The following is a 25478-nucleotide window of genomic DNA, read 5'->3' on the forward strand; positions in this document are numbered from 1 at the left end:
TTAAAATGCCAACGGGCTAAACGCTGACTTTTTAGAAAATGTTTCCAGCTTTAACTCATAATAAATTCAATAGTTTTGCATTAGAATAAAACCAAAAAAGAGTTGCTTTAATTTATGAACCGTTGTCCAAATCATCATTGTCGTCACGCTTGCGAACCAAACCAAGGCTTTTGCTATCATTGTGGCATTTCTATAAAGCTTTGTAGTAGTTGCCAGCAAAATAGAAAAATAACGCTTAATCGTGCTGATGGTTTTTATTGTCGTCGTTGTGGTAGTGTTTTGCCTGCTCCTAAACGCAGCCAAGAAACCATAGGTATTTTTAATAATAATAAAAAAGCCATTTTATCTAGCTTAAAACTTGCTCTTAATGAGCGTAGCGACTCTTTTTCGTTAATTTCTTCTCAAGCAAAACTTTGGGTATTGACTAGTAATAATAGCTTAAGAATTATATCTAATAAGGCAAAACAGCTAACTTTAGATCAAATAAATACAGGAAGACTAAATGTTGATGAACTCCAAACAGCTATTAAATATCTTGAGCCTATTACCTCACCAGTAATTTTTCGTGATCGATTGATTTTGTTTGGACTAAAAAAATTTCTAAGTTTCTCTATTCATCCTAATGAAAATCGCTGGTTACAAAATCGCGAGGAAATTACTTTACCAGAAAATTGGCAAGCAGTTTTTAGTAGTGATATTACTTGCCGAATTAATTGTGTTGAACTACCTATTAAATTAATGGAAAATAGACAATATGCTTTAGCTAGACTCTCTTATGAAGTAATTCTAGGTAAAATTCCAATAACTCCAAAAATACTTTCTAATGAAACAGAATTTCTTCCTATAGGTGCTTTAGATTCAAATGGTCATTATTATTGGGCAAAAGATCTACAAACAGGCTTAGGTAGAATTTTGTCTTTAACTCGACAAGAAAACAATTTGCTATTAAAACCTATTAATTACTCACCTTTTTATTTTTTTGTTCGTCCAGTAATGATTAATGAAAGACTTTATGCAGTAACAGAGGATTTTCGTTTAGTTGAACTTATCTTGCAACAAGGCGAAGTTACTCGACAACGTAAAATTAACCAAGTTAGTCGAGGAGCGCACTGCTTAGTTGTTACAAAAGATAAAATTGTTGTGGCGGTACATCAATCACTGCTTTTCTTTGATTATCAAACTGGAGAATTACTTAATATTGGTCAAGATATTGACCCTACACATTTATTTGTTGATCCTCAAGGTAATTTATTAGCTATACATCGTACAGGGAAATTACTGATGCTTAACTCTGCACAACCTTTAGAACGTTGGGGAACCGAAGATGCAAGTATAGACGACTCTAGGGTTTATGATGCTTTTGTCTCAGGCAATTCGCTTTATACATTGTCGGAAAATGGGGAGGTTTGCCGCTTTGATTTTAACTAAATTATTAAAAATATCTTTGTTTTTTGTGTTTTTTGCTCTGTGTTTACACCTAAATCTAATTACTGCTAATGCTACTGAGGTTTATTATTTATTTGATAACTCAGCTAGTATGTATGATGGTTATCCTTCGCCGCGTGCAGGTGCAAAGTTTTATTATCAACGAGCGGAATTTCAAGCTTTTATTCGTGATTATATTGCTGCAACCTCTAAATCAGATGACTCTATATCAATAATTACTTTTAACCGTGTAACTAATACAGTACTGCCTCTTACTCCAGTTGGAGATATTAATTGGGAAAGTGTTTTTCCTCCTGTTGGAAAACTAGATGTTGTTGGCTCACAATCTCCACAAGATACAGGCTTTACCCGTATGCCTGACGCACTAAGAGAGCTATTAGCCAAAATAAATGACAAAAAGGCTGTTGTTTGGCTACTTACAGATAATATTGCTGATAGTGGTGCAAGTAATGAAGCGGCTGATACAAGGGAATTTTATAGTCTTCTAGCTACAGATCCTCGTGTTCAAATGGTTTATGCCTATCCTCTTTTACGAGATCCTATTAATAGTAAATCTACGTTAATGATTTATGGTATTGTGCTAGGAGATAAAGAGCCTTTTTCTTTACCAGAATTAAAAGAATGGGATGAAAAATATGTTGGGACAAAAACAATGGTTGATCTTATGGGTCAAGATGCTTTTCAAATGAAACCCCTTAACCGTAATACCTTAGAGCTATCCTTAAAAGAACAATTAAAGCTAGATGCAATTGATGAAGACTCGCCATTAACAGGTAGTGTTGATTTAGTAATAAAATCTTATTTTCATTACCATACTATTACTTCTGCTAAATTAAATTTACGTGCTGATGACTTAAAACCAGAAAGAGCTAGTATTAGTTTAATACCTGGGGATAAATTCCAATTTTCTCCAGAACAACCTTATGAAATTAATAATATTCGTGCTAAATCACAATATAGCTTTAACGTTAAGTTTACTACTCCTCAAGTAACTGTTAGTCCATCACGTAATAAATTTGCTACACTTTTAGCAGATATTTTTGACGAAACTTTCCCAATGCATGGTGTCTTATGGGCAAAAGTTGATGATGTCCAATTAAAACTAGAAGTTCCTCCTACAATGCAAAAAGCCTTTGGAACTCAAGATATACCAGAGATTTTTCGCCCAGAAAAAATTAATATGGATGAACTACGCATGGAAATTAATCCTACTGTGCGTAATAGTGGCGGACGCTTATTATTATTTTTATTAGTTGGCGCACTCTTATTAACTGGACTTATTGCCTTTATTATTTGGTTTTTCTTGCCACAAAATTACTATGTTAGTTTTGATGATAGCTTTGAATTTTATAAACGCTATAGTATGCGCCGTAAAGGTGAAGTTCGCATTAAATCCGATTCAGGAGAAAATTTAGGCCGTCTTTGTAGAGGTTGGGGAACAGATTGGAAGTTTTTCCCTAATCGAAATGAATTTAAGCGAGTGTCTGATAATGTATTAGGGAGTAATGTTGCTTTAGCCCGTGCCGAGGCAGAAGATAGCGATATTGCTTATCGTTTATATATTCGTACTAAACGGCCTACACCAAGAAGAGAAGAGTCTATTTAATTATAATTACTTGTTATAAACAATTATGTATTATATTATAAGTGCCTAAATTTTAATTCTGGAGGTTGGGATGAAAAAATTAATTTTGATTTGCTGTTTTATGTTGATGGCAACGCTTGTAGAAGCTCAACAAGTTCAACAAGAATCTTTGGCAAAACAAGAATATGAAAAATGGAAAAGTGCATTAACCAGTAATGTAGCTAATTTACCTCATTTTTACTTACAAACTACTTCACAACGTCTTGATGATAGTAGTGCGTTAGTAAAATTAGCAATTGCTAGCCCAAATATTTCTCAACAAATTTTAATTAAAACATTAAAGATCGAAAAATCATTAAATAATGAGCCAAATTTAGTAGAAATTGGTAAACCTTCTACAATTTCTAGCCAGTCTAGAAAATCAAATGGTCTAATTAATTTTTCTGAAGTTTCAATAGTGATTCCTGCTGATAGTCAAGCAGATGCTTTGGAAATTATTATTTTTTCTGATAATGATCAAAATAAGAGAAGCCTTGTTATAGACTTAAAAGACTCAATTTCTAGGGCAATGATTACTTCTTTAAGTCATTAATTTCCTATTATTTACAATAAAATTTTTAACAATAAAAAAGGTCTGCTTATTAGGTTAAAGCAGACCTTTTTTATTTGTAAACTAAAAATTAGCTGTTTTACTAGGATTGGCTATTGATGGCTACTTCAGATGTATCAGTATTTGTTTCCGTTGAACGTTTTTTATCAAGCAAAAATTTAATTAAATATAATGTTGCAAGTCCAGCAACAAACACTAAAAGTAATTTTAAGCCATACTTAGTCATAATGTCTCTTGCTGCTTCACCAAAATAAAATGCTAGGACTCCCAAAACTCCAAAGCGAAGGGTACGACCAGCTAAAAGACCCAAAACAAATCTTGAAAGCTTAAAATTAAATACACCAGCACATAAAATAAAAGGCTTAAAAGGAAATGGGGGTGGTAATATAGATGCTATTACTAGAGCTAGAGCATCATAACGACCTAAAAAGTTAGCGATTTTCTTTCTTTTTTCAGGATTGACTTTTTGGAGGACTTTTTCACCACCTTTTTTAGCAATTAAATAAAGTATTGTACAGCCTATAGTTGAGCCAATAGAAGCAGCTAAAACTAGTTGAATGAGTTTTAGGGGGTATTGATAATTTTCTACAGCTAATTTAGTTAGTAAAAGATCTGGGCCGCTTGGTATTGGAACAAAGGTAGAATCAAGAAAAGAGATTACAAACATTCCTAGCACACCATAAGCTGACAACCATTGTGAAAATTTTGTTAATGCCTCTATGATTTTGGACTTCCATAAAAATAGAGCAAATAAAGTAAAATAATAATTAAAAATCATAACAATTTCATAAATCCCATAAATTTAATTTGCTGATAAATTGGTGTTAGGAAAGTAAAACTCTAAAATCTCCAAAAAACTACGATCTTGCCGAGCTTGCTCACTTGCACCAGCCAAACATAACCCAAGGTTATGACCAAAACCTTTTCCTACAAATGTAATTTGTTGGTGTTGAAATTTTACCTGGTAAAAATTACTAAGAACAATATTCCAACCTAGGGTTTTGCCTACTAAATGGCGAAATTTTGCCGCCGAAATTTTTGTTTTGTAGTTATTTTCTTTGATATTAAGTGCAGTTACTACACCTTTGCCATTATATATTGGTATCAATTTTGTTTCGGCACTAGGACGGAAGTTTAACATTGTTTGCAAAGCTTTCCATAGCTGTTTAGCCGCAATAGTACGTTCCCAAACATAAAATCGATCATTTTTGCAATAATCACACTTAATAGAAGAAAAAGGATAAGTGCTATGTTGTTTTCCTGTCCAAACCTCTGTAGGTAAAGCAGTTAATCCACCACAACAAGCTGTAAAATATGTTGGGACAATTTTATCCGTAAATTTTAATACTAATGCTTTAGTTTCTATTACTGCTTGTGTGACAATATTTGCTTGTTTTGAATTAGCCAGGCTATCTTCACCTAAATAAAGTAAACAATGGGTGTTATCGCAAATGTCATAACCTTCTTGGCGATGGCGGCCTTTTTCTGATTCAATATAGCTACGCACAACTACAGCAAATGCCTTAAAAATAGCTAAAGCTTGAGTGGCATTAATATTATTAATTTCAGAAACTTCTGAAGCAAGTGCTATTTTTGTTGTGTCTTCTGGATTTGTTAATAAAGTTGTATAAAGTAGGTCATTTTTGGCATAAAAGCTAATTTGTGCTGGAATTTGCCGTCTTAACCTATTGGCAACAAATAAAGATAAAGAATTATTACCAGATAAGTTAAGTTTGTCTACTTCCCATTTTTTATAACTGTTTTTTGAGAATTTTTTAAGTAACAAGTGATTTTATTTGATTTTGCTACTAAGGTTAAACTTTGTTCCAATAATAAAACTTTTGAATGGTTTTCTTGAGAGCTTTCTTGACTATTAATTGCTACTATTTCATCTGTAACTACTTCAATATCAATAGTTTTTGGTTTAAGCAAGTTAAAAAGTCCTATTTTTAGAATAGCAATTTTAGGCTCTGTTGCTACTACTGAGGAATTAATTAGTAGTAATAGCAACAGAGCAAATAGAACTTGGTAAAAGTAAGATTGCTTAACCATCAATATTTTAAGCTCAAAGAAATTATACTTGAGTAGTTTTAGATAGCTCTTTTTTTATACTCTTAAATAGTTTTTGCATTTCATCAAAGAATGGATCTTGAGGAATAGTTTTAAAATTTGATAGAAAATTTTCTAACAAACCCTGTGCTTCAGCAAATTTATTAGCTTTACATAATGCTAAAGCCAAGTTATAAACAGGTTTTGGATCATCAGCCGTCACCAATTTACAGGCTTGAGAAAATTGACGAATTGCTTCGGCTACATCACCTTTTTTAAGTAATATTACCCCTAAACCATTATGAGGTACATAAGAATTTTTATTTAATTTAATAGCGGCTTTATATTTTTCTATAGCTTTATCAGCTAATCCACTTACATCATAAAGTTCTGCTAAGTAACAATGAGGTTGCCAGGCTCTAGGGTTTTTCTTTATAGCTGTTTGGAAAATTTGTTCTGCACGTTGTACATTACCTGCTACCAAACAAATTTTTCCTAGCTCTAAATAGTCTTCCATAAGTCCACGTTGTGCAATTACTTGTTCCCAAAGATTATAAGCAGACTGAAAATCACCTTTTAATAAAAGAAAATCTTTTAGCATATCTACTGCTTCCCAACAAGTGGGGATTCTTTGAATACACTCTTTTAAGATATTAATAGCTTGATCAATATGATTGTTTTGTTGGTAAAGTCTAGCTAATGCTAGATAAGCACGTTCATATTGAGGATTAATTTTTAAGGTTTCTAAAACTTCATAAATAGAGCTTTCTATCCTCATTTGATAAGCTAGAGTTTGAGCTAATTCATAGTGGAAATGATAGTTTTGAGGATCATATTTTAAGCCTTTTTGTAAAGCTTCTTCAGATTCAGAAAATCTTTCTGTGTCTCTTAAAGCTGTACCTAAATTGGTATAAGCCATTATTAATTCAGGGTTTATAGCTACTGCTTTTTGATAACTTTCAATTGCTTCATTAAGTTTATCTTGGCGGGAAAGCATTATCCCTCTAAAAGTCAAAATATCAGCATTATCAGGAAATGAATTAAAAGCTTGTTCAACAAATTTGTCAAAATCTTCCCACTTTTTCATTAGTCCTAATAGACGCAGTAATTCTACTTGTGCTGTAGCAGATGTTTTATCCATCTCAACAGCTTGACGAAGTGTTTTTTCTGCTTCTAAAGGTTTTTTTTGTATAAGTAAATTTTTTGCTTGATCGATTTTTTCTTCTACAATAGTCATTATTTTTGCCTTCTAATTTAAGTTATTTAGCATTTATTTTATCTCTTAAAAATGCTCGTAAAGATTTTAAGAAAACAGTTTTTTTCAAGTTCTTACTTTGGGTAATAAAATAATTTATATTCTCACTAGTAAGTAAAGGAAATGAAGAACTGTTATTAAGTATTTGGTAATCATTATTTTCTAATTTATAAATAATAACTTTTTTGCCATCATAACGCCAAATTTCTGGAACTGCTAATTGTTTGTAAATAGAGAGTTTATCTATAGAGCTATTAGTAATGTCTATTTCTATTATTAAATCTGGAGGGGGATCAACCTTTAAGTCAAATTTAGTTTTCCCCTTAGCTATAGCTTCATGTTGAATATAAAAGCAAGAATCAGGTTCAAAGCCTTGAACAAAATCTTTATGTTTAAAGGTAGTTGAACCAAAAGCTTCAATATCTATATTTAATTCTTCAGCAACAACCTCAACTATTAATGCTACTATTCGGTTGATTCTTTCATGTTCAGGTAGAGGGGCCATAATTTCTAGCTTTCCTTGATTGTAAGTTAGACGAGCAGCAGTTGTATCAGCTAAATCATTTAGCAAACTTTCATAGGTTGACCAGCTAATATTAGGTAAAACTATATGATTTTCTTTAACTATTTCTTTTGGCTCAAGAATTGGTGTTTCTATTATTGCGCTCATAACTAACTCCAAAAGCGGCTTTTTAAGGGATTTTAGCACAAGATAAAAACGCTTGTTTTTAAATAAACTTGATAAGCTTGATAGTCTAGCAAGATGCTCGCTATCATGACAATAGCTTGTTACACAAGAGAAAAGAAGGAAAAATCTATGTTTGCTGCATTTAAGGTTTTGTTGGTTTCTATATTTTTTCTTATGGTGGCTTGTTCAGAGCCAAAAGAAATTACTAGTAAAACAAATCCAACAGAAACGCCAAAAATAGCGGATACTCCAACTTTGATTAAACCAAAAATGGGAGAAATTTCTGTTGTTTTGCAAAAAGGCTGGATTGTGACTTCACAACCACAACCAAAGGAAACAGAAGTTCTTTCTTATATTCGTAAAGTAGATCAAAAACTTTGGTCTAACCCTGGGCCTGCCGGGACGGGTAATTTACCAGTAATGAGCCTGACTGTTACATTAAGAGATGCTAAAGCGAGCCGGGCTGACCTTGACCCTAAAAAATTAGGCAATGGTCTGGTAAAACAAGGGGTTTTTACTCAGCTAATAAGGGCTGAAGAAATTAAGGTTGCTGACCTTTCAGCTACCATTGTAGTTGGAGACTCTCCCGACCGAGGACGAACTAGCATTATAATGCTTCCACATAATGGTTTTCTTTATAAATGGACATTAGATGGAACAAAAGAAACAGATATGGAAGTAAATGGAGATTTAGAAGCTTTTCTTGATTCAGCTAAACTCAATAAAACTAACTAAAATTTTTAATGATTACACAAACTAATGAGAGCTTTTGCTCACTTTAGAAAGGAAATTTATGAGTGCCAAAACAATTGCTGCCGTTTTTACGATAATTGTAGTTGTTATTACTACGATAATTGTTGCTACTAACATTGAATATACTCAGGAAGGTACTGTGAAAGTATTTACTCAGTGGGGGTCAATTAAACGAGTTTATACACCTTCAGATGGTTGGTTTACTACTATGTTACCAGGTCAACGCGCTTATGAAGTTAATATGCGTTCTTTTACCGAAACTACTACACCTAGAGTAACTTCCAAGGATAATGCTGCGCTACAAGTTCCTGTAAGTGTAACTGCTTCTACATCACCAGATAAGGTTATGGAATATGTCCGCAAATTTGGTTCTGATGAACCAGAGCGACATAAGCGACGCAATGAAATTTTACATGGTATCGTGCAAACTGAAGCTAGAAATGCTTTTTCTACATATAATGCTTATGACATTTATGCTAATCAAGAGGCTATACAAAAAAGAATAGTTGAATCTTTAAGACCTATATTATCTAGTCAACTGCTTTTAACTATGGAAAGTGTTCAAATTGGTAATCCTGAGTTTTTAGATAACCGAATTGAACAAGCTGCAAGTGCTGTAGTTGCTAATGAAAAACAAAAACAAGCTGAAGAAGCTCGCCTTCAAGCAGCCGAAGTTGCTGCTAAAACCAAACAAATTGAAGCTCAAACTTATGCTAACCCTGCACTACTAGAAATTAAAAAACTGGAGTTACAGTTAGAAATTGAAAAGGCGCGTGCAGAAGGCATTAAAGGTCATAACGGGCCACTTACTTTAGTAATCGGAGATGGTAAAACAGGTATTCAACTTCAAACACCAACCCGTTAATTAAAAACCTATTAGCTACCTGGAAAAGATAACAAATAATGATTCCAAGTTTTTTTTCCAGGTAGCCTTATCCAAATAGCTAAAGTTAGCTTTTTTTCTAAAACAGGTTCTTTTGATTGTAAAAGTTGAGAGAAAATTGCTTTTAGAGGAAAGTGGAACAATCGAAAAATTATTATTTTAGAGCTTTCTGCTAGTTTTAACCTAGTAGCTTCATAAATTGCTATTTCTTTGCACCAATCAACAGAATCTGACTTTTTGCTAATAAATTCTGCAAAAGCAATCGCATCATCTCTATGTTTTTTTACTCCTGAAGGTAAATAACCATCAGCAAATTTAAGAAAAAATTTAGCAAATTTTGCTTTTAAGCTTTTTGATGTAAATGGAAGTAAATCTCTTACTTCTCCCATTCGCTTATAATGTAATGACTCAGAAAATTCACGTAAATGAAAAGTAGAAAGTTGGGTAAGCTGCTCTAAATCCTTAGAATTTAGCCCAAGATCTGTTGCAACCACTTTTGGGCTAGCTAAAAACTTTTCTCGCAAATCTCTATCAGTATAAAGCTGTGCAAGCGTTTTTTGAACTTCAGCTAAACCCATAAGAAATCCTCTGAAACTACTAAGGAAGGTTTATTAACTTTTATGGCTCGGCGGGCTTGTTCTAGTTCCGTTAACAACTCATTAAATGGAGGGAAATTTTCATCGCGTTCTAAAATTACACCTTTTAAGCAGGTTCTTTTTGCTACAGTTTCCATAAGTTGCCAAACTTCTCTTGGGGTTGGATGAGAATGACTATCTATCAACAAATTATGATGATAATGTCCCCCAACAAAATGTAATTGAACCACACGCTCTAAGGGAATTGAGTTAAGGAAACTTTCTATATCAAATTTATGATTAACAGAATTAATATGCAAATTAGTTATGTCTAAAAGTAAACCGCAGTCAGTTTGCATTAAAATTTCGCTAATAAATTCTGCTTCGCTCATTTCTGCCCCAGGAATTTCCAACATATAAGTAATATTTTCTAAAATTAATGGAGCATTAATATATTCTTTTACTTGCTTAATATTTTTTACTATTACATCAATTGCTTCCCAGGTAAAAGGAAGTGGAGAAAGATGACCAATATCTATTCCACCAGCTTGAGTAAAGCAAATATGCTCGCTCCACCAAGGCGGGTTTAATTTATTAACTAAATTAGCTAGTTTTTTTAAGTAAGGTTGATTTAATCCTTCAGCACTCCCTAAAGAAAGGTTGATAGCGTGAGGTACTAATGTAAAATGCTCTTTTAAGATGGCTAGCTCTTTTTCTTTATTTGGGTGTGGGTCAATATAATGATCTGCAATAATTTCTAAAAAGCCTACTTTATCTTGATTAAGGAATAGTTCGCCAGCAAACTGTTCCCTAAAACCAATTCCAACTCCTAAGACTGGTAAAGTTACACGACCCATAAATTTTTCCTTAGATTTATTAGTTATAGAAATAAATACACTGTAAACTAAATGTTCTAATATTTTAATCTTAAGCCCCAACGGGGCGACAGCTATGTAGCGTAGGGTTTTAACCCTACGTATGATTATTTTTAGCCGCCGCAACCACCACCGCCACAACCACCACCACAGCCGCCACCACCGCCACAACTACTACTACCACAACTGCTACCACAACCACCATAATTACCAGCAGAAGCAGAACGGTGGAAAGCATGTTCAAAGGAATCAAAGGAAGTCCCTGCTAGTATTCCTACACCAAATATAGCCATCGCCATTGGTGCTATTGCTGGATCAAAAGTAGATGTTGCACTCAAACTTTCCTTATTAGATAAATTGGAAAATACTTGCTTAAGCATTTCTAAATAATTTTTACCTCTTTTACTTAATCTAGGAGGTTTAGCTGCAAAGATTAAAATTACCAAGGAAATAATTGTTAGAAAGATTAGAAAACCTATATTGTGTCGGCCTTGGCTTATGGCAACAGCTATTTTATAACCACTTAAACACATCAGAAGTAATGCTCCTGCTGTGCCTATTCCCCAAGCGGCTTGTTTAACTTCTTGAGATGTTAATAAATGTTTAGTTTCTAAATTTTGTTGATAAGTTTCACAGTATCTTATTGCTATGTTAGATATAGTGGGATTACTAAAAACATCTTTTGCTTCCATCCCATTGTAACAAGCTGCAAATATTTGTTTATCTAGTGTTGAAAGTAGTCCTGGGTCAGGATGATTTGGATTTTTGCTAATTTTGTCACTAACTATTTGTAAATATGCTTGAGAAATTAAATTAAGAATTGAGAGTCGGATAATTTCGTTTTCTTTACCTCGAAGATAAGCAATCTCATAAATATCAGGAGTTTTTGGTACGTGTAAAGGAGGCATTTTATCGGTTTTGTCTTGTCGTCTTACCATTAGCCAAGTAGCAAAAATTGTAGTAGCTGCCACAGAAATATAAAGAAAAAGAAATTGAAATCCGTGTAGGTTTGTAAGGGCATTGTTTGTTAACCATTCCATAAATCACCTCATTAAGTTTTAGGCATGTTAATAGTTATAGTTTTTGTAACTCTTTGTTTATCTTATTGTTACAGTCCCGTTTTATCTACACACATTATGCTTTTACCTATTATCTCAGAACAAGTAAAAATAATGTAACAAAAAATTTAAAATACTTGTAAAAATTATTTATAATCAACAACTTATAGATATTAGACGGACAGTTTATAGAAAAAGCGTCCAAGGTCTATATTTAGTATATTAAATTTTTAATACCACAAAATATAGTATAGCTATCTTTGATTTTAGATATATATTTTAGTGCTATAATTAACGGCTTAATCCATATAACTTAATAAGTTAAAGAAATAATTTTAGGTAATAGTATTATGAAGACAGAATATTATGTTCGCAATGTAAAAATTAAGCCTAATTTAATACTTGCTCCGATGGCTGGAGTAACAGACTCAGCTTTTCGCAAGTTAATTAAGCGTTGTGGCAGTGTTGGTTTAATTGTTACAGAATTTATTAGTGTAGAAGGTTTAACACGAAATAACTTAAAAACACATAAACTTATGCACTTTGAAGCAGAAGAACAGCCTATTTCAATACAATTTTTTGGTCATAATGAAGATAGAATGGCAGCAGCAGCAGAAGTTGCTGAAATGGCTGGGGCTGATATTGTAGACATAAATTGTGGTTGTCCTGCAAAAAAAGTTGTTAATGGTGGAGGTGGCTCTAGTTTACTTAAGGATTTACCTAAGATGGAAAAAATTCTTAAAGCTACCCGAAAAGCAATTAAAATTCCTTTAACTCTTAAATATCGTATTGGTTGGGATGAAAATTCTATTAATGCTATTGAAGTAGGTAAACTTGCAGAAGATTGCGGAATAGAACAACTTGCAATTCATGGACGAACAAGGATGCAAGGCTATAGTGGATTTGCTGATTGGAATATTATTGCTGAAGTTAAACAAGCTGTAAAAATTCCTGTTGTTGGAAGTGGTGATGTTTGCACAGTTGATCAAGCATTAAAAAGATTAAAGGAAACAGACGTTGATGGGGTAATGATTGGACGTGGAGCAATGGCAAATCCTTGGATTTTTCGCCAAATTGATGAGGCAATGCAGGGGCTAGCTAGTTATCAACCAACAATAGAAGATAAACGAGTCTTTTTGATGGAATATTTACAAGTAATGCTTGAAGAAATGCCAACGGAAAAATCTGCTTTAGGTAAAGTAAAACAGCTTTGTGGACATTTTACTCGTGGGTTGCCGGGTGGGGCTACTTTTCGCAATCAAGTTTTTCATTCTCTAGCAGTTAGTGAATTAACAGAAAGAATTAATGAATATTTTTCTAGTATTGAGCCAGAATTAACTTATGCTTGAGGAAAAAATTCAAGAAAATATTTTACTAAGTCCTTTTACAACATTAAAAATAGGCGGGCTAGCACGTTATTTTGTTGATGCCACAGATGAAGAAACTATCTACAAGACTGTAAAATGGGCTAAAAAAGCAAATTTACCACTTTTTGTTTTAGGTGGAGGTAGCAATTTAGTCATTTCTGATGATGGTTTTCCAGGACTAGTCTTACATATAAATAACCTAGGAATAGTAAGTAAAATAGTAGAAAATAAAATAATAGTTTCTGTTGCTGCTGGTGAAATTTGGGACAATTTTGTTTTACAGGCTGTAAATAATGGTTGGTCTGGTATTGAGTGTTTATCTGGGATACCTGGGAAAGTTGGAGCAACTCCTATTCAAAATGTTGGAGCTTATGGTCAAGAAGTAAAAGATACAATTATTAAGGTAAAAGCTTATGACCGGTTCACAGAAAAAATAGTAGAATTTGATGCTTTAGAATGTGAATTTAGCTATCGCCAAAGTTTATTTAAGACAAAAGCGAAAAATAGATATATTGTAATTAATGTTACGTATGCTCTAACTCTTAAAGATGAGTCAACTATAAAATATCCTGAGTTAAAAAAATATTTATCAGAAAAATTTTCTTTAACACCCTCGCTTTTACAAACTCGTGAAGCAGTCATAAATATTCGTTGTAGAAAAGCCATGGTTGTAGATGAAAATGAGCCGGATAGTTTTAGTGTTGGGTCATTTTTTGTTAATCCAATTATTGAATTAGAAAAGCTTGAAGTGCTAAAAGAAAAATTAAGGCTAAAAAATATTAAAGAAACTATTCCAGAGTTTCCTGCTGAATCTGGCAAAGTAAAACTTTCTGCTGCTTGGTTAATTGAAAGGGTAGGATTTAGAAAAGGCTATAGGAAAGGCAATGTAGCAATTTCTAGTAAACATGCTTTAGCTTTAATCAATTCTGGGGATGGAACAGCTAGAGAGATTGGGGATTTAGCTTTAGAGATTCAACAAAAAGTGGTAGAAGATTTTGATATTTGGTTAGAGGTAGAACCAGTTTTTGTTTAAAAAATAAAAGGAGGGATGTTTTCCCTCCTTTTATTTTTTCTAGGTGCTAAATTTTAGAAATTAAATCTAAACCCAAATTGGAATTGACGAGGTGAGAAAGCATTAAGAAAACGTTCTTTTGGAGCAACAAAGCGACCACCATCGTCTTGAGAAGGTAGATTAAATGTACCGCTTGCGGTTCTTGGGAAAATACGATTAATTTCACTGATGTTAACACGGTTAAAGATATTAAAGCATTCTGCAAGTAGTTGAACACGGAATTTATCTTTGAAAACAAAATTACGTGTAAGACGTAGGTCAACATTAGCAAATCCTGGGCTAATACCAGCATTACGAGCTAAAAATGCAGGACGGTCTCCAGCAGGTAGATCTCCATCAAGATTTAAGTCTTGACCAGCTAATAAGTTGTAGGGACGGCCAGAATTTAGAGTCATAATTGTAGACAATTGTAAATCTTTGGTTATAGGACTTTTAACAAAACCAAAATCTACTGTACTTGATAATACAAAACGGCTACGTACATCTTGCAAGGAAAGGCCACGTTCTTGACGGATGTTAAGAGAATTGTTGATTTCGCTTAAGTCAGAACGTATATCAATAAAGTTATCAATTGATTTAGAGAATGTGTAGTTAAGGAAGATAGAAAAGTTATTAGCTAATCTTCTGTTAAGAGTTAAAGTTAAACCATGGAAATAGCTATCAAATGAAGATTCAAATTGGAAGTTAGTTCCATTTGTTGGATCTACACGACCCATAAGCGCGCTATCAATTGGGTTAGCAACTGGGCGAACTATAGGATTAATGTCTCTTTGTGAAAGTAGCTTGATACCTCTTACATAGTTATAACCAGCAGAGAATACAGTATTATTTCCAATAATGTAATCAAAACCTAAGCTGACTTGTTGGGTATAGCTATTTCTAATATTGGGCGCATAGGTAAATCTACGGTTAAGTTGTGGAACAAAATTTATTCCTGGTGGAACGGTTGTTGATTCTGGAAATCCTCTTGTTGGTAAAGTACCAGGAATAATTGAGAATGGGAAAGGTAGAGTTACTTGTAATAACTGACTTGTTACACTACGGCCAATTACAAAAGCTGGGCCGGTGACAGAAGCAGCAAAGAACAAACCATAAGAAGCACGAATGCTTAATTTAGGTAATTGATTTGGACGAAACGCAATTGCTACTCTAGGAGCAATATTACCGCTATTTTCTGGCATAAAACGTAGAGTATTACGGTCATAGCGTGCGCCTAATTTTAAGGTAAAGTTAGGTTTAATTTTGAAATCATTTTGAGCAAAGAAACTAAGTTGTGTAGTGTCAATTTCAATACGTGGTTCGCCAAAACCTTGAATATAGGCAGTTGGTAAAGAAAGTTGAGCTAAAGGTAATACTGGAAAACCAGGTACTAAATTAGGTAGTTGAACAGAAGCAACTTGTAAGAAAGCTAATTGTGCTGGGCTACGTGAACCTGGGTCAAAAGCTTCTAATCCAGTAAAGTTAGGTAGTCCTGGAATACCTGTTAAGGCAGAGAAATTGATTGGGTTATAGAGAGCAAAACCACCACCAAAAACAGGAACAGAGGTTTTAAGATTTGGTGTATTTGTATAGTTAACATCAACACCAAATTTACCAGTATAAATGCCTTTGGTAATAGTTGAAGTGTTAACAAATTGATAAACTCGCAAGTCACGTGGTTGAGGTGAGAAAGTGCTACGACCAGCTTGGAATAAACCTTCTGGGCCTATTACACGAACTTGAGGGCCTTGGTTAAAAGGATCTACTGCTTGGTCACGTTGAGTATAGATAAAACGTGTTTCATTAACAAACCCTAGTTTAGTACCAACATAAGTATTGTTAGCTGCAATGGTATTATCATCTAAGCGTTGTGTACTAGCACCACTTTCAGCTATTAATGCTCCAAATGGTTCAAAAGAACCACTATATGAGCCACCATAGTTGTAGCGTACCCAAAGATTGTCACGGTCATTTACTCTGATATCAGAACGAGCAAGAATAGTTGTGTTACCAATAGAGAAAGGTACTGGGCCATTACGATCACCAGGGAACCCGTTTCTTTGTAATGCTCTGATGGATTGATCAGAAATAGTAACAAAATTATTTTGAGAAATAGTTAATCTTTCAAAAGATAAAAAGTAAAAAGCTTTATCTTTCTTTATTGGGCCACTTAAAAATGAGCCAAATTGATATTGTTTATATTCAGGTTCAAATGGAGCAAATACGTCTCTAGCACTAGTTGAATCATTACGAATTAATCCAAATATATTGCCATGAATGTCATTACCGCCGCCTTTGGTGACAATATTAACTACACCACCTAAAGCACGACCAAATTCTGCTGAGTAGCTATCACTAACTACTTGGAATTCTTGGATTGCATCTTGACTAAATGTTGAACGTACTGAACCAGTTCCAAGGTCATTGTTGTCAAGGCCATCAATGGTAATGTTATTTACACGGCCATTTTGACCATTAAAAGAAAGGCCAGAAGTTGCTGCCGCACCTTGTGCAGGTACACGGTCAGCAGTAACACGTGGAGAAGTTAAAGAAAAATCTAAGAAGTTACGTTTATTGATGGGCAAACTTTGTATACGTTGAGTATCAATATTTGTACTATTTTCTGTCTTAGCTTCTTCTATAACTGTATTGGTGGTTACTTCAATAATTTCTGAAGTGCTACCAATAGTCATACTAAAGTCTAGTTTTAGAACACTTCCTAGAACTAATTGTAATTGAGATGTTTGGGTAGTAAAGCCTTCGGCTGCTGCTGTTATCTCATATTTGCCTGGGGTTAATTGTGAAAGTAAATAACTGCCGCTTTCATCAGTAGTTATTTCACGAACTAAATTAGTCTCGGTATTTCTTGCTTTTACTGTAACTCCTGGGATAACGCCACCTTGTTCATCTGTGACAATACCAGAAAGTCCAGCACTAGTTGCGCCACCTTGGGCTAAGACTAGCATATGCGAGCCAAAACCCAGAGTTACCATTAGCAATATGAGACTAGATAATAGTACTCGCGCTGCTTGGTACATTCTTTCCTCCAATAAATTAAAATAGAGTGATTGTAAACTTACTAAAATGTTTTATTAAAACCTGATCTGTTATTAAATTTATTTATTGATTTAGCTTGAAATACAGCCTTTATCAACAAACAAATAACTGTATTTAGCTTTTTTGATTTACGCTAGTATACTGGTAACAAGAAAGTGGTTCAACCACATTTTGAGATTAAGATAAATTAATTTTAGAGAATAGTTTAAATTTTTATTTAATAGAAATATCAGTCAATAAGCTTAAGCTTATTGACTGATATTAAACTAAAAGTTTAGCCTAAATCCTAATTGGATTTGGCGTGGAGAAAATGCAGAAACAAATTGCTCAGGATTGGTGGTAAAACGATTTCCATCTTTGGCAGGTAAATTAAAGTTGCCTTGGCTATCAGGTGGAAATATTCGTGCTATATCATTGATGTTAGTTCGGTTAAAAAGATTAAAAATTTCTATAAAACCTTGAAAACGAAACTTCTCTTTATAAGAAATATTTCGACTAAATCGCATATCCACATTAGCAAAACCTGGAGTTAATCCAGAATTTCTAGCAATAGGAGTGCCTCCAACTAAAGGACGATCCCCTACAGGATTATCATTATTTCTATTTAAGTCTACACCAGCTAGTAAGTTATAAGGTCTACCAGAATTTAAGTTAACAATCGTAGAAAGTTGATAACCTTTTAGCAATGGATTATTGGTAAAACCTATATCAAATAAGCCTGATAAAACAAATCGACTACGTACATCTTGTAAAGAAAGACCTCTTTCTTGACGAGGATTTAGAGGATCTACGGTTTCTTGTAAGTCAGTACGTACATCAATAAAGTTATCTATTCCTTTAGAGAAAGTATAGTGAGCAAGTATTGCAAATCGATTGGAAAAACGACGATTAACCGATAGTGTTAAAGAGTGAAAATAGCTATCAAAAGCTGATTCAAATTGAAATAAATCTCCACGTGTTGGATCAACACGTCCGACTAAAGCGTTTACGGCTGGATTTGGGGAAAGGGGTCTTACTATTGGATTGATATTACGCACGGAAAATAGTTTAACGCCTCTTACATATTGATAACCAGCAGAAATAATTGTATTTCCACCAACTAAATAATCTGCTCCAAAGCTTACTTGTTGAGTATAGCTATTACGAAGTCCTTTTTGATATTGGAAAGATTGTGTTAGTTGAGGAACAATGGTTAAACCAGGTGGAACATTATTGGAATCAGGGAATTTATTTCCAGGCTGAGAAAATGCCAAAATAGAAAATGGGAAAAATAAATTAGGTAGTACAAGAGAATTTGAACCTGTGGTAGTTTGTACAGCAAAAGCAGCACCAGCAACTTGAATACCTGCAAAGAAAAGTCCATAAGAGCCACGTAGATTTAATTTAGGTAAAGCACCTGGCCTATAATTAAATCCAATACGAGGGCTAAAATTGCCATTGTTATTAGGTTGAAACCTAACTCGGTTTAGGTCATATCTTAAACCAGCTTTAATCAATAAATTTGAGCGAAGCTTAATTTCGTCTTGAACAAATAAAGAAAAGAGTTTTTGAGGTACAACTAAGGAAGTATCACCAAAACCTTGAATATATGCTGCTGGTAAAGAAAGATTTGTTAGAGGTAGAACAGGAAAACCTGGCACCATTTGAGGTAGTAGTCCAGATAAACCTACAAGAAAAGCTTGTTGCTCTGGTGTACGTGAGCTAGGGTCAAAAGCTTGTAGACCACTAAAGACGGGTAAGCCGGGGATACCTGTTAAAGCTGGGAAATCTATTGGGAAAAAGAATGCTAGTCCACCAGGAAATATAGGTACATTAGTTTTTTTATCTGGTAAGTCAGCAAAAATATAATCAAAGCCAAATTTTAGAGTTTGGCGGCCACGTGTCAAAGTTGTATTGTTAAGAATTTGGTAGTTTCTTTGCTCTCTAAATTGAGGTAAAAAAGTACTACGTCCAAATGTTACTTGTCCTTCTGGTGCAATAATACGAACTTGTGGGCCAGGGTCAACTTCCCTAATAGACTGATTACGTCGTCCATATAAAAACCGAGTTTCATTAACTAAATTTAAGCCAGTATTTAAGTAGGTATTAGTGATAGCAATAGAGTTATCATCTAATTGTTGAATACCGCTATTTGATTGTGCTACTAAACCTCCAAAAGGCTCTAATGCACTATTGGCACTTCCACCAAAATTATATCTAATATATAAATTATCATTAGGGTTTAATTGGATGTCACTACGCACTAGTCCTGTAGTAGTACCAAGACTTTGACCTAATGGGCCATTGCTAATGGAAAAACCATTACGCTTAATAGCGTTAATAGTATTGTCACTAATAGTAACAAAATTATTTTGTTGAATAGAAAGTCTTTCAAAAGCAGCAAAATAAAAAGCTTTATTTTTTTTGATAGGCCCACTTAAACTAGCACCAAATTGATATTGCTGAAATTCAGGTTCAAAGGGAGCAAAAACATCTCTAGCACTAGTTGAATCATTACGGTTAAAGAAAAACAAACCGCCACGATATTCATTACCACCACCACGAGTAACAATATTAATTACACCACCTAGAGCGCGGCCAAACTCGGCTGAGTAACTATCTGACACAACTTGAAATTCTTGTACAGCTTCTTGACTAAATGTTGAACGTACTGAGCTAGAAGCTAGGTCATTATTGTCTAGTCCATCAATAGTAATATTATTAGCACGGGCTGTTTGACCATTGACAGAGAAACCAGAGGTTGCAGAAGCTCCTTGTGAAGGGATTCTATCAGTAGTAACACGAGGAGTTGTAAGAGAAAAGTCTAGAAAATTTCTTCTATTGATCGGTAAAGAATCTATTCTACCACGATCAATATTTGTACTATTTTCTGTTCTGCTTGCATCCATTAAATTGCCTGCTTGAACTTCTACTATTTCAGTTGTAGTACCAATACGCATAAGAAAGTTAAATTCTGTATTTGTTCCTAAAGCTAAATTAAGCTGTGTCGTTTGAGTAATAAATCCTTCTACTAGGGCTGACACTTCATAATTGCCGGGAGGAGTTGGATAATTAAATAACGGCCATCTTCTAAAGAAACTACTTCTCTAGAAGCATTAGTTTCTAAATTTTTAGCTGTTATTGTAACTCCACCAACTACCGCACCTTGTTCATCTGTTATTACTCCTGAAATGCTTGCAGTAGTTGAGCTATTTTGCGCCAGACTACTTATAGGTAAAACAACTAGCAACAGTAGCAACACCAGAGATGAGATCAGTTTCTGGAGGATCTGATACATTTTTTTCTCCTTAGTGAATTTTTAGGGCTTGTGATTATTTTTAGGGGATATAATTATTATGGGATTTAGCAAAATAAAGGTCAATTAGTTGTACCATTCCAAATAATTACACTTTATTTAATACTAAAAAAGCTGCTTAAGTAGAGTTTTTATTAGTAGAGGAATTAGGAAAGGCTTTTTCTTTAAGCTTTTCTGCTAGATTTTCAGTTTCTTCAGGATGATGATGAGATTGGCTTAAAAAATTAGCAATACGATCTACCATATCTAAATATTCAGCCTTACAGGAGTGTTTTTCTCCTACCAGTAGCCAAGCTCCGCATATATTACAATGATAACTTTTTATACTCATAAATTAATTGCTAATTTCTTCTAAAAGTTAATTAGGGTTCTCTCTAACTCTTTTTATCATTTCTGCTAAAGGTGTTTCAGATTCTTTTGCTTCTAACATTTCAATAAGTTCCTGGTTTTCATACCAACAACGATTATGTAAGACTTCTGCACGACTATGAAAAGTTAGATTGCGAGTTGAATCTAATGGACGAATTAAATTATTACAAATAGGACAAGGTAAACTACTTTGACGCATTTAATCTTCCTCAAACCATAATAAAATTTTTACGAATGTTTTACAGCATTAAGAAATCGACTGCCAAGAATTTCTGCTACTCTTTGATAAACCATCATTGGGACACGAATAGCAATATTTTCATTATCTTCACACCAAATTGTAGCATTACGTTGATTAGCTTGCGTTAGCATAGAGAGCGAAGCTGTAAAAAACTGTCTTCTAATAGGTACGTTATAGACTAAGTCTTGGAGAATTTCATCATTAGAACGCATATCTGTAGGTGGAACAATGATGGCTAAAGTTGAGCGTTGACCTGAAACAAGTTCAATTTCTACTCTATATCGTCCAGAGACTAACCAATAATGATATTGGGTTTCTGGGCCCTTTTCTCCTTGAAATACAAGTCCATCTCCCTTACGAAATGCTATGTAATCACCATAACGGCCCAGTGACATTAAAGCTAATTTTTGTTGTTCTGTTTCTACAAAATAATCAACCACAGCCATTGCTAACCAGTCTTGATAGGCGGCCTCACGCATTTTTCGCATAGGCTGGGCCTTGGTTTGGGTATCAGGGTTAAACTTTGAAATAACATTAATAGAATTACTTATTGATTCTTGAGCTTTAATTTCAAGTGCTTGGCCTTCAAATTGAGCTAGAATTAATGTAATGTTGTCTTCTCCACCACGCTCTTTAGCTAAATTAATTAGACGATGTGCTGCTATATCCAAAGAAGCAGATTCATAAATAGTTGACTGTATTTCTTGGTTATCAACTTTGCCATACAATCCATCAGAACAAAGCAAAAATATATCTTGGTTTTGTAGCTTCATTGAACTACAAGCTACTTGTAAATGTTCTTGTTGTCCAATTGCTTGTAATAAAACATTTTTATAAGAACTTTTTTCTGCTGTTTCTTGGCTAATAGCTCCACTATCTAGTAGAAATTGCAAAATAGTTTGATCATTAGTCAGTTGTCTTATTGAACCATCACGAATAATATAGGCTCGACTATCACCTACTTCAGAAATATATACCCAATCACGCTCAATAAAAATTGATGTAACAGTTGCTCCCATTCCTTTTAGCGAAAGATCTAATTGTTGTTTTTGCCAAACAGCAAAATTAGCTGCTTCAATAGCTGCTTCTAATCTACTATGTGGAGAAAGTATTTTAGGAAGCCTAGGAATTTCTGACATTAATGTTTTAACTGTCATTGAACTAGCTACTTCACCTGCTCTTGCTCCCCCCATACCATCAGAAACAACTAAGAGTAAACTATTAGTATCTATAGGTAAAGTCACCCTACAGCGATCAGCCAAACGCTGACCTGTTTTAGGATAAGCAATAACAAAAGCATCTTCATTATTTTCCCTTACTAATCCTATATCTGTAAGACCTACTATTGTAGAAGTAACAAAACCCATAAAATCTACCACTTTCAACTTTTAATGTGAGGAATAAATTTACTAACCTAATTATTTGATAAGCTATATTAATATAGTTCTTTTCTTTCAACACGCTAAATAACTCTAACTTGAAATGAATTGTTTTTCTTGATTTTCTTTAAGAATATATTTTTCTCTTTGCTTTTATACAAGAAAAAATATTCCCTTTTATCAAAATTTTATTAGAAATCGTGTAACTTTCTTGCTTTATTGCTGGTTATTAGACTATTCTTTCCTAATAAAATTAATTTATATAAGAAATTTGCTTAGTATATACCAGCATTTTATCTTGTAATTTATTTAAATCAATATTTTATAATTTATTAGGATGTTTTGAGGTAATTAATTAAATGGTTGAGTCTTATAATGAGCAATGCTCAAATCTACGTTGTAGTCAACCATTAGGTGGCCCTTCAGGTCGTTGCTTAACTTGTAACTCATTGTTAATGGGTATCTTAGTTCGTAACCGTTGCTTGGTAAAACAATTAGTTAGCCGAGGTGGGTTTGGTACTACTTATTTAGTAGAAGACCAGGATTGTTTTGATGAACCTAGAATCTTAAAAGAACTTCGTCCTGCACATTTAGAAAATAACGATTCAGAAAGTGATACACAAAACCGTAAAGCTACTGCCGAGAGGTTATTTAAGCGTGAAGCTCAAACCTTACTTAACCTTAATCATAGAGGTATACCTAGGTTATATGCTTACTTTTTAGAAAATAATTATTCTTATTTGCTACAAGAATATATACCGGGAGTTAATCTAGCTGAAGCGGCACTGGAAAAAGGCGAAACCTATGATGAAAGAGAAGCTAGAGCTTTACTAAGAGAAATTGCAGAAATTCTAGATTATTTACATAATCAAAATCCCTGTCTAATTCATCGAGATATAAAGCCACAAAACTTAATGCGTCATACTGATGGGAGATTGCTATTAATTGATTTTGGTGCAGTTTGTCGGGCAGTTAATAAAGCTAGTAGTCAAACTCTTATTGGCTCACCAGGCTATGCTCCTCCAGAACAAACCTTTGGTCAACCTGTTCCACAAAGTGACCTTTATGCTTCAGCCGCAACAGTTGTAAGACTGCTAACAGGTATTCATCCATCACAATTAACTAATAAACATACAGACCGAATAGAATGGCAACAACATGTTGTAGTTAGTGAGCCTTTTAGAGATTTACTTAATCGCCTGCTAGTACGTGATCCTGAACTTCGTATAAATAGCGCGTCAGAAGTTTTACAAAGACTTAAAGATATGGAACATATACCAGCTTTAGTACGTGGTATTCGTCCAACTCCTAAAGTCAGTTTGCCTAGTAATGATCCTACAACTGCTACTATAGATATGGAGAATCATACGGCGGAAGAAGTCTATGATATGGGAGCTTTAATGCAGGCTTTACTAGTGGTTTCTGCTCCAGATATTGCTAGTGTTATTAAAGAATTATCAAAAGTAGATACGGGTTCTTTAGGTGATATACCAGTGCCAGTAATACTATTTTCTTGCTATCACTTAGGTCTTTCTGGTGAGCTAACATTAATTAATGGAGATATTAAAAAGATAGTATATTTTGATCAAGGTGCAATAGTATTTGCTTCTAGCTCTAAAAAAGAAGAACGTTTAGGAGAACACTTGCTAAGAAACAGTAGAATTTCTGCTGAAGAGTTTCTTAGAGCTACTAAAATAGTAGATGAAACTGGTGAAAGGATGGGAGGAGTATTACTTAAACTAGGTATTATAAGTTTAGAAGAATTAACTCCAATTGTAGTTGAACATGTTTCTCATATCACTTACTCAACTTTTAATTGGACATCTGGAAGTTACAAGTTTGAAATAAAGCCTGCTATTACTGAAGCAATAAAAATGCCTTTTTCTACAGCAGATATTATTTTTGAAGGTATTCGTAGGCTAGATAATTTAGAGTTAATTAAACAATGGTTGGGTGATTTTACTAGACCACTGCGTGCCACCAATGACCCATTGTTACTTTATCAAGCTGTCACTTTATATCCACAAGAAGGTTATATAGTTTCTCGTATTGATTCAGCAATGTCTGTAGAAGAAATACTGTCTCTAGGGGGATTACCAGAAAATGAAACCTTACGCACTATTTGTGGTTTGTTATCAATTGGGATGCTGGAGTTAGCTACAGAAATAGAGAAAGTAAAGCCAATAAAGCAAACGGCTGTATCTAGAGTTTTATCACACCCTAGCCCACTTCCACAGGATTTAGATTTTTCAACTGTTGCAGCATTTTGTTATGAAGTAGAAAGTAAATTAGCAAATATTGACTCTTCAGATGCTTATGGAGTTTTAGAAGTTTCTCGTAATGCTACAGAAGCAGAAATCAATGAAGCTTATAACAATTTAGCAAGAAAATTTCACCCAGACCGCAATAGTCAACTACTTAATTATCAAATTAGCTTAAAGGCAGAACTGGAAAAGATTTTTACTTCTATTTCTAGTGCTTATGAAATGCTAAAAAGTCCTGTCGCTAGAAACCGTCAAAACAATACAAAAATCAATAAAGAGCCAAATAAACAATTTAACTTTTCTCAATCAAATAATTTTTTAGAAGATACATCATATTCAGGATTTTACTATAGCGGTGTCACCACACGTACTTATCGGAAAAATCAAAACAACCAAAGCATTCCACAAACTGCCCAAGAGTGGTTTGATTATGGACAAAGGCTTTATTTTGAAAGTTCTTATGGTGAAGCAAGGGATGCTTTACAAAAAGCAATTCAATTACAACCTAATTTTGCTGAATATCATTTTTATCTTGCTCGGGCATTATCAAAATTAACAGGAATGTTTCAAGCCGCAGAATTAGAGTTTTATCGCGCTTTAGAGCTAAAAAAAAATTACATTCCTAAAAATTTTTTCCCGACCAGGCAAAACAATTAAAATACTTAAGCAAATAACGAG

22 protein-coding genes are annotated in these 25478 nt (G+C 33.8%); 8 read left to right on the forward strand and 14 right to left on the reverse strand.

Annotation, left to right across the window (positions count from 1 at the left end; all coding sequences use genetic code 11):
- The first annotated feature begins 114 nt into the window (after positions 1 to 114).
- The 3 genes from IPK14_00860 to IPK14_00870 all read left to right on the forward strand — a co-directional run bounded on the left by IPK14_00860 (position 115) and on the right by IPK14_00870 (position 3623).
- The gene (locus IPK14_00860; GenBank protein ID MBK7991992.1) at positions 115 to 1428 is read left to right on the forward strand and encodes a zinc ribbon domain-containing protein; all 1314 of its coding nucleotides are present in this window, start codon (positions 115 to 117) and stop codon (positions 1426 to 1428) included.
- Positions 1415 to 3052, forward strand: coding sequence for a VWA domain-containing protein (locus IPK14_00865; GenBank protein ID MBK7991993.1), 1638 nt, complete (start codon positions 1415 to 1417; stop codon positions 3050 to 3052). The genes IPK14_00860 and IPK14_00865 overlap by 14 nt, the downstream gene beginning before the upstream one ends.
- Before the next feature lie 70 nt (positions 3053 to 3122).
- Positions 3123 to 3623: a hypothetical protein gene (locus IPK14_00870; protein ID MBK7991994.1), complete on the forward strand. Its 501-nt coding sequence runs from the start codon at positions 3123 to 3125 to the stop codon at positions 3621 to 3623.
- 100 nt (positions 3624 to 3723) lie between these two features.
- Here the strand turns inward: IPK14_00870 and IPK14_00875 are convergent, their stop codons facing one another.
- From IPK14_00875 to IPK14_00895, 5 genes are read right to left on the reverse strand one after another with little or no spacing between them, the layout of a single operon-like run.
- Entirely contained in the window at positions 3724 to 4419 is a 696-nt protein-coding gene (locus IPK14_00875) for a DedA family protein (protein ID MBK7991995.1), read from the reverse strand.
- 24 nt (positions 4420 to 4443) lie between these two features.
- Positions 4444 to 5427, reverse strand: a complete 984-nt coding sequence (locus IPK14_00880; GenBank protein ID MBK7991996.1) for a SpoIID/LytB domain-containing protein — start codon at positions 5425 to 5427, stop codon at positions 4444 to 4446.
- Positions 5379 to 5693, reverse strand: coding sequence for a hypothetical protein (locus tag IPK14_00885; protein ID MBK7991997.1), 315 nt, complete (start codon positions 5691 to 5693; stop codon positions 5379 to 5381). The genes IPK14_00880 and IPK14_00885 overlap by 49 nt, the downstream gene beginning before the upstream one ends.
- 22 nt (positions 5694 to 5715) lie before the next feature.
- Positions 5716 to 6927, reverse strand: coding sequence for a tetratricopeptide repeat protein (locus IPK14_00890; protein ID MBK7991998.1), 1212 nt, complete (start codon positions 6925 to 6927; stop codon positions 5716 to 5718).
- Between the two features lie 22 nt (positions 6928 to 6949).
- Entirely contained in the window at positions 6950 to 7615 is a 666-nt protein-coding gene (locus IPK14_00895) for a Uma2 family endonuclease (protein MBK7991999.1), read from the reverse strand.
- A 105-nt stretch (positions 7616 to 7720) separates the two neighbouring features.
- Between IPK14_00895 and IPK14_00900 the strand changes: the two genes are divergently transcribed.
- Both IPK14_00900 and IPK14_00905 read left to right on the forward strand, forming a co-directional pair.
- A complete protein-coding gene (locus IPK14_00900; GenBank protein ID MBK7992000.1) occupies positions 7721 to 8368 on the forward strand; it encodes a hypothetical protein in 648 nt (215 codons plus the stop codon).
- A 58-nt stretch (positions 8369 to 8426) separates the two neighbouring features.
- Positions 8427 to 9251, forward strand: coding sequence for a hypothetical protein (locus tag IPK14_00905; protein ID MBK7992001.1), 825 nt, complete (start codon positions 8427 to 8429; stop codon positions 9249 to 9251).
- A gap of 11 nt (positions 9252 to 9262) precedes the next feature.
- Here the strand turns inward: IPK14_00905 and IPK14_00910 are convergent, their stop codons facing one another.
- From IPK14_00910 to IPK14_00920, 3 genes are all read right to left on the reverse strand, one after another.
- Positions 9263 to 9847, reverse strand: coding sequence for a hypothetical protein (locus IPK14_00910; GenBank protein ID MBK7992002.1), 585 nt, complete (start codon positions 9845 to 9847; stop codon positions 9263 to 9265).
- The gene (locus IPK14_00915; protein ID MBK7992003.1) at positions 9838 to 10701 is read right to left on the reverse strand and encodes a DUF692 domain-containing protein; all 864 of its coding nucleotides are present in this window, start codon (positions 10699 to 10701) and stop codon (positions 9838 to 9840) included. The genes IPK14_00910 and IPK14_00915 overlap by 10 nt, the downstream gene beginning before the upstream one ends.
- Before the next feature lie 131 nt (positions 10702 to 10832).
- Positions 10833 to 11759 carry a TIGR04222 domain-containing membrane protein gene (locus IPK14_00920; GenBank protein MBK7992004.1) on the reverse strand — a complete coding sequence of 309 codons (927 nt, stop codon included), beginning with the start codon at positions 11757 to 11759 and terminating at the stop codon, positions 10833 to 10835.
- Positions 11760 to 12127: 368 nt separating this feature from the next.
- On the opposite strand from IPK14_00920, the gene dusB reads away from it, so the two are divergent.
- The gene (gene dusB / locus IPK14_00925) at positions 12128 to 13126 is read left to right on the forward strand and encodes a tRNA dihydrouridine synthase DusB (protein ID MBK7992005.1); all 999 of its coding nucleotides are present in this window, start codon (positions 12128 to 12130) and stop codon (positions 13124 to 13126) included.
- Positions 13119 to 14177 (forward strand): UDP-N-acetylmuramate dehydrogenase, encoded by a 1059-nt coding sequence (locus IPK14_00930; protein ID MBK7992006.1) that lies wholly within the window; start codon positions 13119 to 13121, stop codon positions 14175 to 14177. The genes dusB and IPK14_00930 overlap by 8 nt, the downstream gene beginning before the upstream one ends.
- 53 nt (positions 14178 to 14230) lie before the next feature.
- Here the strand turns inward: IPK14_00930 and IPK14_00935 are convergent, their stop codons facing one another.
- The 6 genes from IPK14_00935 to IPK14_00960 all read right to left on the reverse strand — a co-directional run bounded on the left by IPK14_00935 (position 14231) and on the right by IPK14_00960 (position 22524).
- Positions 14231 to 17161, reverse strand: coding sequence for a TonB-dependent receptor (locus IPK14_00935; GenBank protein MBK7992007.1), 2931 nt, complete (start codon positions 17159 to 17161; stop codon positions 14231 to 14233).
- Between the two features lie 357 nt (positions 17162 to 17518).
- Positions 17519 to 20275 (reverse strand): TonB-dependent receptor plug domain-containing protein, encoded by a 2757-nt coding sequence (locus IPK14_00940; GenBank protein ID MBK7992008.1) that lies wholly within the window; start codon positions 20273 to 20275, stop codon positions 17519 to 17521.
- A complete protein-coding gene (locus tag IPK14_00945) occupies positions 20263 to 20529 on the reverse strand; it encodes a carboxypeptidase regulatory-like domain-containing protein (GenBank protein MBK7992009.1) in 267 nt (88 codons plus the stop codon). The genes IPK14_00940 and IPK14_00945 overlap by 13 nt, the downstream gene beginning before the upstream one ends.
- 136 nt (positions 20530 to 20665) lie before the next feature.
- The gene (locus IPK14_00950; GenBank protein MBK7992010.1) at positions 20666 to 20878 is read right to left on the reverse strand and encodes a hypothetical protein; all 213 of its coding nucleotides are present in this window, start codon (positions 20876 to 20878) and stop codon (positions 20666 to 20668) included.
- A gap of 27 nt (positions 20879 to 20905) precedes the next feature.
- Positions 20906 to 21115 carry a hypothetical protein gene (locus IPK14_00955; GenBank protein MBK7992011.1) on the reverse strand — a complete coding sequence of 70 codons (210 nt, stop codon included), beginning with the start codon at positions 21113 to 21115 and terminating at the stop codon, positions 20906 to 20908.
- Positions 21116 to 21144: 29 nt separating this feature from the next.
- A complete protein-coding gene (locus IPK14_00960) occupies positions 21145 to 22524 on the reverse strand; it encodes a serine/threonine-protein phosphatase (protein MBK7992012.1) in 1380 nt (459 codons plus the stop codon).
- 371 nt (positions 22525 to 22895) lie between these two features.
- Between IPK14_00960 and IPK14_00965 the strand changes: the two genes are divergently transcribed.
- On the forward strand, positions 22896 to 25457 hold the full coding sequence (locus IPK14_00965; GenBank protein ID MBK7992013.1) for a DnaJ domain-containing protein: 2562 nt from the start codon (positions 22896 to 22898) through the stop codon (positions 25455 to 25457).
- The last annotated feature ends 21 nt before the right edge of the window (positions 25458 to 25478 follow it).

It is taken from the genome of Blastocatellia bacterium, assembly GCA_016713405.1.
Taxonomy (GTDB): Bacteria; Acidobacteriota; Blastocatellia; order Chloracidobacteriales; family JADJPF01; genus JADJPF01.